This is a genomic window from Pseudomonas sp. KBW05 (genome assembly GCF_003852405.1).
Lineage (GTDB): Bacteria > Pseudomonadota > Gammaproteobacteria > Pseudomonadales > Pseudomonadaceae > Aquipseudomonas.
This window is the reverse complement of record NZ_QAJM01000016.1, coordinates 122,734-136,268: the sequence shown is the minus strand read 5'-3', so window position 1 is coordinate 136,268 and position 13,535 is coordinate 122,734. Positions and strand designations below refer to the sequence as shown.

The following is a 13,535-nucleotide window of genomic DNA, read 5'->3' as shown; positions in this document are numbered from 1 at the left end:
CTCCGCCTCAGAGATCAGCCGGCAGCGGCTCTTTGAGCCATTGCAGCGCGTTCTTTTCCAGGCTGCCGTCGGCCTTGGCGGTGACCAAGATCTGGTTGACCTTCTCCAGCAGCGCCGGCTCGTTCTTGTTCACGCCCACGTACACCGGCGAGTCCTTGAGTTTCACTTTCAGCGCGGGCACGCGTTTCGGGCTGCGTTCGCTGATCGCCACCATCACCACGTTGCCGCTGGCGATCAGGTCGACCTGGCCGGCGAGGTAGGCGGCGATGGTGGAGTTGTTGTCTTCGAAGCGCTTGATCGTGGCTTCCTTGGGCGCGACGGCGGTCAGCTCGATGTCTTCGATGGCGCCACGGGTCACGCTGATGGTCTTGCCTTTGAGGTCATCGAGGCCGGTGATAGGCGCATCAGGCGGGCCGAACACCGCCAGGTAGAACGGCGCGTAGGCCCTGGAGAAGTCGATGACCTTCTCCCGCTCGGCGTTTTTGCCCAGGCTGGAGATCACCAGGTCAACCTTGCCGGTGGTCAGGAAGGGGATGCGGTTGGTGCTGTTCACCGGCGTCAGTTCCAGCTTGACCTTGAGCTGCTCGGCCAACAGCTTGGCGGTGTCGATGTCCAGGCCGCGCGGCTTCATGTCCGGGCCGACTGAGCCGAAAGGCGGAAAATCCTGGGGTACGGCAACCTTGAGGGTGCCACGGGCGACGATATCGTCCAGACCGTTGGCCTGGGCGGGTGCCTGGCTCAGCATCAGGCTGGCAAACAGGGCAGTGAGCAGGGCGCTGTAGCGCTTGGTCATGGCAACTCTCCGGGGGGCGAAGGGATTTACTGGATTTGGCTCATGGGGTGATTGCACAGCCCATGCCATGACCCGCAGGATTGGCTGTAACCCAGAGTTTTGTTGAGTTGAGGTGGTCTTACTGGTCTGAACAGTGGGCGCATTTTTCGCACCTTTATCGAGCGCTGCGAAATCCCCACGAGCCCCTTTGGGGCGTGGCTTGCCGCCCGTTGCGAATAGCTTTACAACTAGTCACTCAGTTGACTGGAACCTTGAGTTTTTTATGAATTCCATCGCCCAAGCCGTACCGGAAGCGGCCCTGCAGGCCATTCGCAAACTCATCAAGGAGCAAGGCTTCGGACCGGGCGATGCATTGCCCTCCCAGCGCGATTTGGCGGTGCAGTTGGGGGTGAGCCGGGCGTCGTTGCGCGAGGCGCTGTCGTCATTGAGCGCCTTGGGCGTGGTCAGCGTGCAGCCGGGCAAAGGCGTGTTTGTGCAGGCGACCGACGAGGCGCCGGGGTTTGCCTGGCCCTTTGCGGCGCAGGCCACGCCGTTGGACATCTTCCAGTTGCGCTACGCCCTTGAAGGTTTTGCAGCGGGGTTGGCGGCGGTGACGCTGAGCACGGCTGAACTGGACAGTCTTGAGGATAATGTCGAGGCGATGCGCAAGGTGCTCAAGGCGGGCGACTTTGAAGCGGCTGCGCGGCTGGACTTCGAATTCCACCAGCGCATCCTGCTGGCCAGCGGTAACCAGGCGATGGTGAGCATCCTCAGCGCCAGTGCCGAGGTGTTCCTGGAGAGCCAGAAACTACCGTTCATCCGGCCGGAACGGGCCATGGAAACCTGGCAGGAACACCGCAAGATCCTGCGCGCCCTGGCCCGGCGTGCCAGTGCCGCAGCGCAGAAAACCATGCAGGAACACGTGCGCAATGCCGCGCTGCGCACCGGGATTGCCTTCGTCACGCCCGTAACGCCCTGAGTTGGGCTATACCGGTCATAGCAAGACTCAATCAGAGGCGGCTTCCTGAACGGTGGAAGGGCGGCTATGATGGGCCACGTTTTTTTTGCTTACAAACCGGAGACATCCATGAGCAACGATCTTATCAAGCACGTCACCGACGCGACCTTTGAGGCCGAAGTACTCAAGGCTGCTGGCCCGGTGCTGGTTGACTACTGGGCTGAATGGTGCGGCCCTTGCAAAATGATCGCGCCTGTTCTGGACGACATTGCGACTGCTTACGAAGGCAAACTGACCATTGCCAAGCTGAACATCGACGACAACCAGGAAACCCCGGCCAAGCACGGCGTGCGTGGTATCCCGACGCTGATGCTGTTCAAGGATGGTGACGTTGCAGCCACTAAAGTAGGCGCACTGTCGAAGTCCCAGCTGCAAGCTTTCCTCGACGCGAACATCTAAACGTCGTCAAAAAAGCCCCGCAAATTGCGGGGCTTTTTCGTGAAACAGGGCTAGACGCTCCGAAACTCAGGTGGTACATTCGGCCCCGCACTGGTTTCTCCACTGCCCCCTGCATGCCGTCGCCGACGCACTCCTTTTCGATTAGTACGCGATCCTGTCGCCTTCTCTGCGGCGCGGCCTCATTAAGCCAAAAGCTTAATTTCCCCCCTCCATAAATGATTACGTCATTCCTATATGAATCTGACTGAACTCAAGCAAAAGCCGATTACCGACCTGCTCCAGCTGGCCGAAGAAATGGGCATAGAAAATATGGCCCGTTCGCGCAAGCAGGACGTGATTTTCTCCCTGCTGAAAAAGCACGCGAAAAGCGGCGAGGAAATCTCCGGTGATGGCGTGCTGGAGATTCTCCAGGACGGCTTCGGCTTCCTCCGCTCTGCTGACGCCTCCTATCTCGCCGGCCCAGACGACATTTACGTCTCGCCGAGCCAGATCCGTCGCTTCAACTTGCGCACCGGTGACACCATCGTTGGCAAGATCCGCCCTCCAAAGGAAGGCGAGCGTTATTTCGCCCTGCTCAAGGTCGACACGATCAACTTCGATCGTCCTGAGAACGCGAAGAACAAGATTCTCTTCGAGAACCTGACTCCGCTGTTCCCGACCGTGCGCATGAAGATGGAAGCCGGCAACGGTTCCACCGAAGACTTGACCGGTCGTGTGATCGACCTGTGCGCCCCGATCGGCAAGGGCCAGCGTGGCCTGATCGTCGCCCCGCCGAAAGCCGGTAAGACCATCATGCTGCAGAACATTGCAGCGAACATCGCGCGTAACAATCCTGAAGTTCACCTGATCGTGCTGTTGATCGATGAGCGTCCGGAAGAAGTGACCGAAATGCAGCGCACCGTGCGCGGCGAAGTGGTTGCCTCGACGTTCGATGAGCCGCCAACCCGCCACGTGCAGGTTGCCGAAATGGTGATCGAGAAGGCCAAGCGCCTGGTCGAACACAAAAAAGACGTGGTGATCCTGCTCGACTCCATCACCCGTCTGGCCCGTGCCTACAACACCGTGATCCCGAGCTCCGGCAAGGTATTGACCGGTGGTGTCGATGCCCACGCCCTGGAGAAACCGAAGCGTTTCTTCGGCGCCGCGCGGAACATCGAAGAAGGCGGCTCGCTGACCATTATCGCCACCGCACTGGTTGAAACCGGTTCGAAGATGGACGAAGTGATCTACGAAGAGTTCAAGGGTACCGGCAACATGGAACTGCCCCTGGACCGTCGCATCGCGGAAAAACGCGTGTTCCCGGCGATCAACATCAACCGTTCCGGCACCCGCCGCGAAGAGTTGCTGACCGCCGACGACGAACTGCAGCGCATGTGGATCCTGCGCAAGCTGCTGCACCCGATGGACGAAGTCGCCGCCATCGAGTTCCTGGTCGACAAGCTGAAGACCACCAAGACCAACGACGAGTTCTTCCTGTCGATGAAGCGCAAGTAATACCGCGTTTCAGGTCCTAAAGAATGGCGCCCTCAGGGGCGCCATTTTTTTTGCGCCCGCTTTTTCAGCGCCCGGCAGCCAAATACCCCTCGGAGCAGGTAGGATGTACGCCTATTTTACGGGTGGCATGGTTAATGAAATTCAAGGATCTTCGGGATTTCGTGCAGCAACTTGAGCAGCGCGGAGAGTTGAAACGTATTCAGATGCCGGTGTCCCCGGTGCTGGAAATGACTGAGATTTGCGACCGTACCCTGCGCAACAAGGGCCCGGCGCTGCTGTTCGAAAACCCGACCGGCTATGACATTCCGGTGCTCGGCAACCTGTTCGGCACGCCTGAGCGCGTGGCCTTTGGCATGGGCGCCGAATCGGTCAGCGAACTGCGCGAAATCGGCAAGCTGCTGGCCTTCCTCAAAGAACCTGAGCCGCCCAAGGGCCTGAAGGACGCTTGGTCGAAGCTGCCGATCTTCCGCAAGATCATTGCCATGGCGCCCAAGGTGGTCAAAGACGCGGTGTGCCAGGAAGTGGTCATCGAAGGCGATGACGTCGACCTGGCCATGCTCCCGGTGCAGACCTGCTGGCCCGGCGATGTCGGCCCGCTGATCACCTGGGGCCTGACCGTCACCAAAGGCCCGAACAAGGACCGTCAGAACCTCGGCATCTACCGCCAGCAAGTGATCGGCCGCAACAAGGTGATCATGCGTTGGCTGAGCCACCGTGGCGGCGCGCTGGACTATCGCGAGTGGTGCGAGAAGCACCCGGGCCAGCCGTTCCCGGTCTCGGTCGCCCTCGGCGCCGACCCAGCCACCATCCTCGGCGCCGTGACCCCGGTGCCTGACAGCCTGTCCGAATACGCCTTCGCCGGCCTGCTGCGCGGTAACCGCACCGAACTGGTGAAGTGCCGTGGCAACGACCTGCAAGTGCCGGCCACTGCCGAAATCATCCTTGAAGGTGTGATTCACCCGGGTGAAATGGCCGATGAAGGCCCTTACGGCGACCATACCGGCTACTACAACGAAGTCGACAGCTTCCCGGTGTTCACCGTCGAGCGCATCACCCATCGGATCAAGCCGATCTACCACAGTACCTACACCGGCCGTCCACCGGATGAGCCGGCGATCCTCGGCGTGGCGCTCAACGAAGTGTTTGTGCCGATCCTGCAAAAGCAATTTCCGGAAATCACCGACTTCTACCTGCCGCCCGAAGGCTGCTCGTACCGCATGGCCATCGTGACCATGAAGAAGTCGTACCCGGGCCATGCCAAGCGGGTAATGCTGGGTGTGTGGTCGTTTTTGCGACAGTTCATGTACACCAAGTTCGTTATCGTCACCGACGACGATATCAACGCCCGCGACTGGAACGACGTGATCTGGGCCATCACCACGCGCATGGATCCCAAGCGCGATACGGTGATGATCGACAACACGCCGATCGACTACCTCGACTTCGCCTCGCCGGTGTCAGGCCTGGGCTCGAAGATGGGCCTGGACGCTACGCACAAGTGGCCGGGTGAAACCACCCGCGAGTGGGGCCGGGTGATCGTCAAGGATGAAGCCGTCACGGCCCGTGTCGATGCCATGTGGAAAGAATTGGGAATAGATTGATGCGTGTAACCCTGCAACCTTCCGGCGCCATCCTGGAGCTGGTCCCCGGCGAGCGAATCCTCGAAGGCGCGCGCCGCCTGGGCTACGAATGCCCCCAGGCCTGTCGCAACGGCGTGTGCCACGTGTGTGCCGCGCTGCTGGTGGAAGGCCGGGTGCAGCAAGCCGGTGAGGTGCGCGACCACGGTGAGTTCTACACTTGCATTGCCGAGCCGCTGGAAGATTGCATCGTGCTGTGGGATGGCGTGCTGGCGCCGGGAGAGTTGCCGTTGCGCAAGTTGTCGTGCCAATTGAGCGAGTGCGTGGACGTCGGTGGCGACGTGTGGCGCGTGCGCCTGCGCGCGCCGGCCGGCAAGGCGGTGCGTTACCACGCCGGGCAATACCTGATGATCGAACGGGAGAATGGCGAGAAGTCGGCGTTCTCCCTGGCGTCGGCGCCCCACGGCGGGCGCGAGCTGGAACTGCATGTGCTGGCCCGCGAAGACAGCGCCCGCAGCCTGCTGGCCCAACTGCAGCGCGACCAGATGGCGCGCATCGAACTGCCCTTTGGCGACACCCACCTGGCCGAACTGCCGGACGGGCCGCTGGTATTGATCGCCGCCGGCACCGGCATGGCGCAGATGCACAGCCTGATCGAACATTGCCGTGCTTCCGGCTTCAAGCACCCGGTGCACCTGTACTGGGGCGTGCGTCGCCCGGAAGACTTCTACGAGATCGAACACTGGGACCAGTGGCAGCAACTGCCCAATCTGTTCCTGCACAAGGTCGTCAGCGATCTGTGCGGCTGGGAAGGGCGTTGCGGGTTGCTGCATGAAGCGGTGTGCGAAGACATCAGCGACCTCAAGGCCGTGCACGTCTACGCCAGCGGTTCACCGGCGATGATCTACGGCACCTTGGATGCGCTGGTCGAGGCGGGGATGGATGCGCACCAGATGCGTGCTGACGTATTTGCCTACGCCCCCCGCCCCTGAAGCCTTACGCTGAAACCCTGTGGGAGCGGGCTTGCTCGCGAATGCGGTGGACCAGTCACCGAATGTATTGACTGACACACCGCTTTCGCGAGCAAGCCCGCTCCCACACAAGCCAGCTCCCACATTGGTTTGTGTCGTGTCAGGGTCAGAAACGCACGCCAGTCGTCACCATCGCCGCATTGAACCCCAACAACACCAACTCCGCCGCCACCGGCCCGTAATGGGCGCCCACCGATGGAATGATCACCGGCGCCACGCCAAAACGGTTCAACGGGATCTTGTCGCGGTACTTGCCGCGATAACCCTGGATCGCCCCGCCTGTCAGCTTCAGGTACACCGGATAGTCGGCCATATCGTAGCGCTTGCCCGCATACGCGTAGTACGAGCGCTGCCTGAACGAGTTGCGAAACGTTGCCCCGCCATACACAAAGCCTGAGGCCTCATTGCGCTCCAGGCCAATCAGGTCCTGATGGTTGTTGTGCTCGGGGTCGGGCGCGAAGTGCCGGGTGTAGACGCTGGTCTGCGCGTACCAGAAGCCTTTGTCATCGTCGGTAACCGGCGCTTCGCCCGCCAGTGCAGTGGTGGCCTGGGCCAGGAACAGCAGGCCCGGCAATCGGAATTTTTTCATGGGTACGACCTCGATAGTCGGTTTGATGGGCGGCTAAGTGGGTCGATGTGTGCACGCTATTTTGACGGCTTGACGCGTTCCCAGGCTGAACCGGGGCTGAAAGTAGCGGGATTGGCACGCGCAATCCTGACGAATGGAGCCGTTTGCTTATGCATTCGCTTATGCTTTAAAGGTATTTAATTTGTTACATAAATATCATTAAGCTATATAACAACGGACTACCGACTTTCTGCCAAACACCAATAACTGACCGCCACCGCCCGCCAGCCGGATCGATCGTACGCATTCAGAGCATGACGTTCTGAGTCTTGATTCCAAGGGGAGCGGTATGGGGAGTTACAAGCAACACACGCTGTACGCGGCGATTTTGTCGGCCAATTTGCTGACCGCCGTTGGCTTCAATCCAGTCTTTGCCGCCGAAACTTCGGCCACTGATGCACCTAAACTCGACACCGTGATCGTCACCGGCACCCGCGCCCAGGAGCGCACCGCCAGCGCTTCGCTGTCGCCGGTGGATGTGATCTCTGGCGATACCCTGCGCAGCACCGGCTCCGATGAGTTGGGTGCGGTATTGGCGCGCCTGATCCCGTCGATCAACTTCCCACGCCCAAGCCTGGTGGACGGCGCCGAACTGGTGCGCCCGGCGCAGTTGCGCGGGCTGTCGCCGGATCAGGTGCTGGTGCTGGTCAACGGCAAGCGCCGTCACACCAGCGCCTTCGTCAATCTCGGCGGCGCGGTGGGCCGTGGCTCGGCCCCGGCGGACCTGAACGCGATCCCGCTGTCGGCGGTGGACCATATCGAAGTGCTGCGCGACGGCGCCTCGGCGCGCTACGGTTCGGACGCGATTGCCGGGGTGATCAACGTGATCCTCAAGCACGCCGACCATGGCGGCTCGATCTCCAGCAAGTTCGGCCAGTACAAGAAGGGCGACGGCATCCAGCGCAACATCAGCGGCAACACCGGGCTGGCGCTGGGTGACAACGGTTTTATCAGCCTTTCCGGCGAAGGCGCCGACAACGATTACACCAACCGTGCCGGCAAGGATTACCGCGCCGCCAGCATTGGCTCCACCACCTATGGCCAGCAGGTGTTCCGCCAGGGCGAGCCGGCGACCAATGAAGGCAAATTCCAGTTCAATTCCGAATATGCCTTCAACGATGCGGCCGAGTTCTACAGCTTCGGCGGCTACAGCAAGCGGCGTGGCGAGACGGCGGCGTTCTACCGCGCGAGCAATGCGTCCAACAATATCGCGGCGCTCAACCCCAACGGCTACCTGCCGCTGATCAAGGGCAACCTCGAAGACACCTCGCTGGTGGTAGGCCTGCGCGGGTTGCTGGCCTATGACTGGCATTACGACCTGTCGGCTAACTACGGCAAGAACCAGTACGAACTCAGTACCGAAACCATCAACACCTCACTGGGCCTGGCCACACCACGCAAGTTCGACAACGGCACCCTGAGCAACGACCAGAAGCAGGTCAGCCTCGACCTGTCCCGTGAATTCGACGTGGGCTTCCTGCCGTATCCGGTGTCCGTGGCGTTTGGCGGCGAATACCTGCGCCAGGGCTATGAAATCGAAGCGGGCGACGCCGCGTCCTACTACCAGAGCGGCAGTTCGGGCCTCGGCGGCTTCCGTGCGGCTGACGCCGGCAGCAGTTCGCGGCACAACTGGGCGCAGTACCTGGACCTGGAAACCAACTTCACCGAAAAACTCAGCGCCTCGGCCGCCGTGCGGCATGAGGATTACAGTGACTTCGGCTCCAACGTCAGCGGTTCGCTGTCGGCGCGCTACGACTTCACCCCGCAAGTGGCCTTGCGCGGCAGTATCTCCAACGGCTTCCGCGCGCCGTCCCTGGCCCAGCAGAACTTTGCGTTTACCTCGTCCCAACTGATCGGCAGCGAAATCCGCGAGGCCGGCACATTCCCGGCCTCCAGCCAGGTCGCGCGCCTGCTCGGCGCAGAAGACCTGAAGGCCGAGAAATCGCGCAACTACAGCCTTGGCCTGGTGCTGGAGCCCGCCGATGACCTGACGCTCACGGTGGATGTGTACCGCATCGATATTCGCGACCGCATCAGCCTGTCGTCCAACCTCAACCTGAGCCCGGCGACCCAGGCCTACCTGCAAGCCAACGGCGTCGGCAACATCAACTACACCACCGCCCGCTACTTCACCAACGCCACCGACACCAGCACCGACGGCGTCGACCTGGTGGCCAATTATCGCTACCAGTTCGATAACGGCATCCGCTGGAACAGCACCGTGGGCTACAACTACAACCACACCAAAGTCACGGACGTGAAGGCCAACCCGGCGATCCTCGACAGCCTCGGCGCCAACCTGGTGCGCGTGGACCGTCGCGAGAAAAGCGGCTTGCTCGGCGACACCACGCCGGAACACAAGCTGAGCCTGGGCAACGACTTCACCTTCGGCAATTGGGCGCTGCACAGCAATTTGGTGCGCTATGGTGAATTCACCAGCTATCAGGCGGACAAGGTCAACGACCAGACCTTCAAGGCGGCGTGGGTGCTGGACCTGTCGGCAGACTACAAATTGCACAACTGGACCTTCACCCTGGGCGGCGACAACGTCACCGACAAGTACCCGGAAAAGGTCAACGCGTTCGCCAGCAGCGGCGGCAACCTCGCCTATAGCACTTTTTCGCCGTACGGTTACAGCGGCGCGTTTTATTACGGTAAAGTTGCTTACAACTGGTAACAAACAGGAGACCTAAGCGATCTGCCATGACCGTTATTGAATCCGATCTTATGCAATTGGCTTACCCTCCGCGGCTCGATCTGGGGCCGCAACTCACTCACGAACAGTTGATGAGCTCGATGCAGGCCACCATGGGCCGGCACAAGGGTGGGCCGGTCTGGCTTTTTGCTTACGGTTCGCTGATCTGGCGCCCGGAATGTTCCTCGACGCAACGGGTGCGGGCACGGGTCCACGGTTATCACCGGGGCCTGTATTTGTGGTCCCACGAGCATCGGGGCACGCCGGAAGTGCCGGGCTTGGTGTTTGGCCTGGATCGCGGCGGCTCGTGCAGCGGGTTTGCCTACCGCTTGCCGGAAGATCAGCTGGAAGCCTCGCTGTACGCCCTGTGGTGCCGCGAAATGCCCTATCCCTCGTACCGGCCACACTGGCTCAGCTGCCGTCTGGAAGATGGCAGTCAGGTGCAGGCGTTGGGGTTTGTGTTGGAGCGGCACTTGCCCAGCTACGCCGGCAACTTGCCGGACATTGTGCTGAACCACGTGTTGCAAAGCGCTTGCGGGCGTTACGGCACTACGCGCGATTATGTCGAGCAGACCGTCAACGCCCTGCGTAGCCACGCCATGCCAGATAAGAATCTGGAGGCGCGGCTCAAGCGTTGTGCAAAGGATTGTTCAGGCGGTTAACGCGCCGAACTGACGCTGTTGGTGTGCCACAGCGTGGGGATCAGGAACGCAATCGCCAGCACACACGCGCCGATCAGCAGGACAAAACCACCGTCCCAGCCGAAGTGGTCCACGGTGTAGCCCATGGCCGCACTCGCCGCCACCGAACCGCCCAGGTAACCGAACAGGCCTGTGAAGCCCGCGGCCGTACCGGCGGCTTTCTTCGGTGCCAACTCCAGCGCCTGCAGGCCGATCAACATCACCGGGCCGTAGATCAGGAAGCCGATGGAGAACAGCGCGATCATGTCGACCATCGGGTTGCCCGGCGGGTTGAGCCAGTACACCAGGGTCGCGACCGTCACCAACGCCATGAACACGATACCGGTCAGGCCACGGTTGCCACGGAAGATCTTGTCCGACATCCAGCCGCACAGCAGCGTGCCCGGAATACCCGCCCACTCGTAGAAGAAGTACGCCCACGACGACTTGTCAACGGTGAAGTGCTTGGCTTCCTTGAGGTACGTCGGCGCCCAGTCCAGCACGCCGTAGCGCAGCAGGTAGACGAAGACGTTGGCGAAGGCGATGTACCAAAGCATTTTGTTGCGCAGCACGTACTTGACGAAGATTTCCTTGGCGCTGAATTCGTCTTCGTGGCTGGCGTCGTAGCCTTCCGGGTAGTCGTTCTTGTACTTCTCGATCGGCGGCAGGCCGACCGACTGCGGGGTGTCGCGCATGGTGATGAAGGCAAACGCCGCCACGGCCAACGCCACGGTAGCCGGCACGTAGAACGCCGCGTGCCAGTCGTTGAACCACGCCATGCCGAGCAGGAACAGCGGGCCGATCAGGCCGCCACCGACGTTATGCGCCACGTTCCATACCGACACCACGCCACCGCGTTCTTTCTGCGACCACCAGTGCACCATGGTCCGCCCACTTGGCGGCCAGCCCATGCCTTGGGCCCAGCCGTTGATGAACAGCAAAATGAACATCATGGTCACGCTGGACGTTGCCCAAGGTGCGAAACCGAAAATGAACATCACACCCGCTGAAACCAGCAGGCCGAAGGGCAGGAAGTAGCGTGGATTGGAGCGGTCGGACACCAGGCCCATGAGGAACTTGGACAGGCCGTAGGCAATCGCGATGGCCGACATCGCCAAGCCCAGTTCGCCACGGGTATAACCCTCGTCGATCAAGTAGGGCATGGCCAGGGAGAAGTTTTTGCGCAGCAGGTAGTAGCCGGCGTAACCGAAGAAAATACCGGCGAAGATCTGCCAGCGCAGGCGTCGGTAAGTGCTGTCTATTTTTTCTTCAGGCAGGGGCGCCTGATGTGCGGCAGGACGAAAGAAAGCAAACATTCAAGAGCTCCAAATTTCTTGTTTTGACTGCGGATGCGAATGTTACAGTTTCGTTACCGAAAATAGCATCGCCTCTTATCTGCAAACACAGGAAATGAGCGCAAGTGCATGTTCTCTTACGAACATGTCGCGAATGGATAAGTGTGGGTCGTTATCAATTCTTGAGATCAAAGCAGATCAAATGTGGGAGCGGGCTTGCTCGCGAAAGCGGTGGATCAGTCACTGAATGTATTGACTGACACACCGCTTTCGCGAGCAAGCCCGCTCCCACACTGATTGCATTTCAAAGCTGTTATCGGGTTTGGACGACGACTTTCCCGACCGCCCGGCGCTGCCCCAGGTTATTGATCGCCTGGGCCGCCTGCTCCAGGGGATACACCTGCGACACCAACGGCTTCAACTTGCCCTCGCCATACCAGGTAAACAGCTGCTGGAAATTCGCCGCATTATCCTGCGGCTGGCGCTGGGCAAACGAGCCCCAGAACACCCCGACCACTGCCGCGCCCTTGAGCAACGCCAGGTTCACCGGCAGCTCGGGAATGCGCCCGCTGGCAAAGCCCACCACCAGCAAGCGCCCGTTCCAGGCGATGCTGCGGATGGCCTGGTCGAACAGGTCGCCACCCACCGGGTCGTAGATCACATCGGCGCCGTTGCCGTCGGTGAGGCGCTTGATCTCGTCTTTCAGGCTAGTTTCGCTGTAGTTGATCAACTCATCGGCGCCGGCCGCCTTGGCCACCGCAAGTTTGTCGGCGCTGCTGGCGGCGGCGATCACGCGGGCGCCCATGGCCTTGCCGATTTCCACGGCGGCCAGGCCTACGCCACCGGAGGCGCCGAGCACCAGCAGGGTTTCGCCGGGTTGCAGGTGGGCGCGTTGTTTCAACGCGTGCATTGAAGTGCCGTAGGTCATGCTGAAGGCGGCGGCGGTGTTGAAGTCCATGCTCGGCGGGATCGGCAGCACGTTGTAGCCCGGCACCGCGACCTGCTCGGCAAAGCTGCCCCAGCCGGTCAGGGCCATGACCCGGTCGCCGACCTTGAGGTGGCTGACCTTCTCGCCGACTTCACCGACCACGCCCGCCGCCTCGCCACCTGGCGAGAACGGGAAGGGCGGCTTGAACTGGTACTTGCCCTCGATGATCAAGGTGTCCGGGAAGTTGACCCCGGCGGCATGCACGTCCAGCAGGATCTCGTTCTTCTTGATCGCTGGGCTGGCGACCTCTTCCAGCACCAGGGTTTCGGCAGGGCCGAAGGCTTTGCACAGCACAGCTTTCATCGGACTATTCCTTTGGGCGTCGTGGCCGATAAGTGTAGAAGGGCAGGTCTGTGGGTCAACGAGCATGCTCGTGCCTGATAAGTCGCCATAAGCTTGTGCTCAGCGTTGCTAGCGTTATGCTAGCGCGCAACCGAATGTGAGGAATGAACTGTGAAAGCGTGGATCCTGTTGATGCTGGCCCTGACCCTGCCGATGGCAGCCCAGGCCGAAGAAGCCAAAGAAGGCGAGGCGCCAAAAGTCAGCTACATCAGCCTCAGCCCGCCATTCGTGGGCAACTATGGTCTGGATGGCACGGCCAAGCTCAAGGTGTTCAAGGCCGACATCGCCCTGCGCGTGACCGGCACCGAAGCCGCCGCAGCGGTCAAAGCCAACGACGCGTTGATCCGTAATCAGTTGGTGGCGCTGTTTACCCAACAGACCAACGAGACCATGAGCACGGTTGAAGGCAAGGAGAAGCTGCGCCAGGAAGCCCTGAAGCAGACTCAGCAAGTGATGAATGACGAAACCGGCAAGCCGGTGGTGGAAGACCTGTTGTTCAACAACCTCATCATTCAGTAAGCCGGGCGCTTCGCGCCATTCGCGAGCAAGCCCGCTCCCACAGTTGACCGCGTTTCAACATGAGAATGCGGTCAACTGTGGGAGCGGGCTTGCTCGC

Annotated in this window: 12 protein-coding genes; 8 read left to right on the top strand and 4 right to left on the bottom strand. The window is 60.9% G+C overall.

What is annotated here, in order from left to right:
* Positions 1-7: 7 nt before the first annotated feature.
* On the bottom strand, positions 8-793 hold the full coding sequence (locus DBR46_RS15215) for a transporter substrate-binding domain-containing protein (protein ID WP_124526859.1): 786 nt from the start codon (positions 791-793) through the stop codon (positions 8-10).
* A gap of 262 nt (positions 794-1,055) precedes the next feature.
* Here DBR46_RS15215 and DBR46_RS15210 point away from each other — a divergent pair, with 262 nt between their 5' ends.
* From DBR46_RS15210 to DBR46_RS15190, 5 genes are all read left to right on the top strand, one after another.
* Complete coding sequence (locus tag DBR46_RS15210; RefSeq protein ID WP_124526858.1) at positions 1,056-1,751, top strand: FadR/GntR family transcriptional regulator; 696 nt, start codon at positions 1,056-1,058, stop codon at positions 1,749-1,751.
* Positions 1,752-1,859: 108 nt separating this feature from the next.
* The gene (gene trxA / locus DBR46_RS15205; RefSeq protein WP_017736946.1) at positions 1,860-2,189 is read left to right on the top strand and encodes a thioredoxin TrxA; all 330 of its coding nucleotides are present in this window, start codon (positions 1,860-1,862) and stop codon (positions 2,187-2,189) included.
* Positions 2,190-2,423: 234 nt separating this feature from the next.
* Complete coding sequence (gene rho / locus DBR46_RS15200) at positions 2,424-3,683, top strand: transcription termination factor Rho (protein WP_016973082.1); 1,260 nt, start codon at positions 2,424-2,426, stop codon at positions 3,681-3,683.
* 134 nt (positions 3,684-3,817) lie between these two features.
* Positions 3,818-5,284, top strand: a complete 1,467-nt coding sequence (gene ubiD, locus DBR46_RS15195) for a 4-hydroxy-3-polyprenylbenzoate decarboxylase (RefSeq protein WP_124526857.1) — start codon at positions 3,818-3,820, stop codon at positions 5,282-5,284.
* Positions 5,284-6,252, top strand: coding sequence for a CDP-6-deoxy-delta-3,4-glucoseen reductase (locus DBR46_RS15190; protein WP_124526856.1), 969 nt, complete (start codon positions 5,284-5,286; stop codon positions 6,250-6,252). The genes ubiD and DBR46_RS15190 overlap by 1 nt, the downstream gene beginning before the upstream one ends.
* Before the next feature lie 145 nt (positions 6,253-6,397).
* On the opposite strand, the gene DBR46_RS15185 is transcribed toward DBR46_RS15190, so the two are convergent.
* Positions 6,398-6,880: a sn-glycerol-3-phosphate transporter gene (locus DBR46_RS15185; RefSeq protein WP_124526855.1), complete on the bottom strand. Its 483-nt coding sequence runs from the start codon at positions 6,878-6,880 to the stop codon at positions 6,398-6,400.
* A 328-nt stretch (positions 6,881-7,208) separates the two neighbouring features.
* Here DBR46_RS15185 and DBR46_RS15180 point away from each other — a divergent pair, with 328 nt between their 5' ends.
* Together DBR46_RS15180 and DBR46_RS15175 are read left to right on the top strand one after the other, a co-directional pair.
* Complete coding sequence (locus DBR46_RS15180) at positions 7,209-9,596, top strand: TonB-dependent siderophore receptor (RefSeq protein ID WP_124526854.1); 2,388 nt, start codon at positions 7,209-7,211, stop codon at positions 9,594-9,596.
* A 26-nt stretch (positions 9,597-9,622) separates the two neighbouring features.
* On the top strand, positions 9,623-10,276 hold the full coding sequence (locus tag DBR46_RS15175; protein WP_124526853.1) for a gamma-glutamylcyclotransferase: 654 nt from the start codon (positions 9,623-9,625) through the stop codon (positions 10,274-10,276).
* Here the strand turns inward: DBR46_RS15175 and glpT are convergent.
* Together glpT and DBR46_RS15165 are read right to left on the bottom strand one after the other, a co-directional pair.
* Positions 10,273-11,610 carry a glycerol-3-phosphate transporter gene (gene glpT / locus DBR46_RS15170; protein ID WP_005792400.1) on the bottom strand — a complete coding sequence of 446 codons (1,338 nt, stop codon included), beginning with the start codon at positions 11,608-11,610 and terminating at the stop codon, positions 10,273-10,275. The genes DBR46_RS15175 and glpT overlap by 4 nt on opposite strands.
* Before the next feature lie 292 nt (positions 11,611-11,902).
* Positions 11,903-12,880: an NADPH:quinone oxidoreductase family protein gene (locus tag DBR46_RS15165; RefSeq protein WP_124526852.1), complete on the bottom strand. Its 978-nt coding sequence runs from the start codon at positions 12,878-12,880 to the stop codon at positions 11,903-11,905.
* Positions 12,881-13,030: 150 nt separating this feature from the next.
* Between DBR46_RS15165 and DBR46_RS15160 the strand changes: the two genes are divergently transcribed.
* Positions 13,031-13,438, top strand: coding sequence for a flagellar basal body-associated protein FliL (locus DBR46_RS15160; RefSeq protein WP_099585937.1), 408 nt, complete (start codon positions 13,031-13,033; stop codon positions 13,436-13,438).
* The last annotated feature ends 97 nt before the right edge of the window (positions 13,439-13,535 follow it).

Bases quoted from the DNA above. Each gene is read 5' to 3' on its own strand.
- DBR46_RS15180 (WP_124526854.1), top strand. From the start codon at position 7,209: ATGGGGAGTTACAAGCAACACACGCTGTACGCGGCGATTTTGTCGGCC.
- glpT (WP_005792400.1), bottom strand. From the start codon at position 11,610: ATGTTTGCTTTCTTTCGTCCTGCCGCACATCAGGCGCCCCTGCCTGAA.
- DBR46_RS15165 (WP_124526852.1), bottom strand. From the start codon at position 12,880: ATGAAAGCTGTGCTGTGCAAAGCCTTCGGCCCTGCCGAAACCCTGGTG.
- DBR46_RS15175 (WP_124526853.1), top strand. From the start codon at position 9,623: ATGACCGTTATTGAATCCGATCTTATGCAATTGGCTTACCCTCCGCGG.
- ubiD (WP_124526857.1), top strand. From the start codon at position 3,818: ATGAAATTCAAGGATCTTCGGGATTTCGTGCAGCAACTTGAGCAGCGC.
- rho (WP_016973082.1), top strand. From the start codon at position 2,424: ATGAATCTGACTGAACTCAAGCAAAAGCCGATTACCGACCTGCTCCAG.
- DBR46_RS15190 (WP_124526856.1), top strand. From the start codon at position 5,284: ATGCGTGTAACCCTGCAACCTTCCGGCGCCATCCTGGAGCTGGTCCCC.
- trxA (WP_017736946.1), top strand. From the start codon at position 1,860: ATGAGCAACGATCTTATCAAGCACGTCACCGACGCGACCTTTGAGGCC.
- DBR46_RS15185 (WP_124526855.1), bottom strand. From the start codon at position 6,880: ATGAAAAAATTCCGATTGCCGGGCCTGCTGTTCCTGGCCCAGGCCACC.
- DBR46_RS15210 (WP_124526858.1), top strand. From the start codon at position 1,056: ATGAATTCCATCGCCCAAGCCGTACCGGAAGCGGCCCTGCAGGCCATT.
- DBR46_RS15215 (WP_124526859.1), bottom strand. From the start codon at position 793: ATGACCAAGCGCTACAGCGCCCTGCTCACTGCCCTGTTTGCCAGCCTG.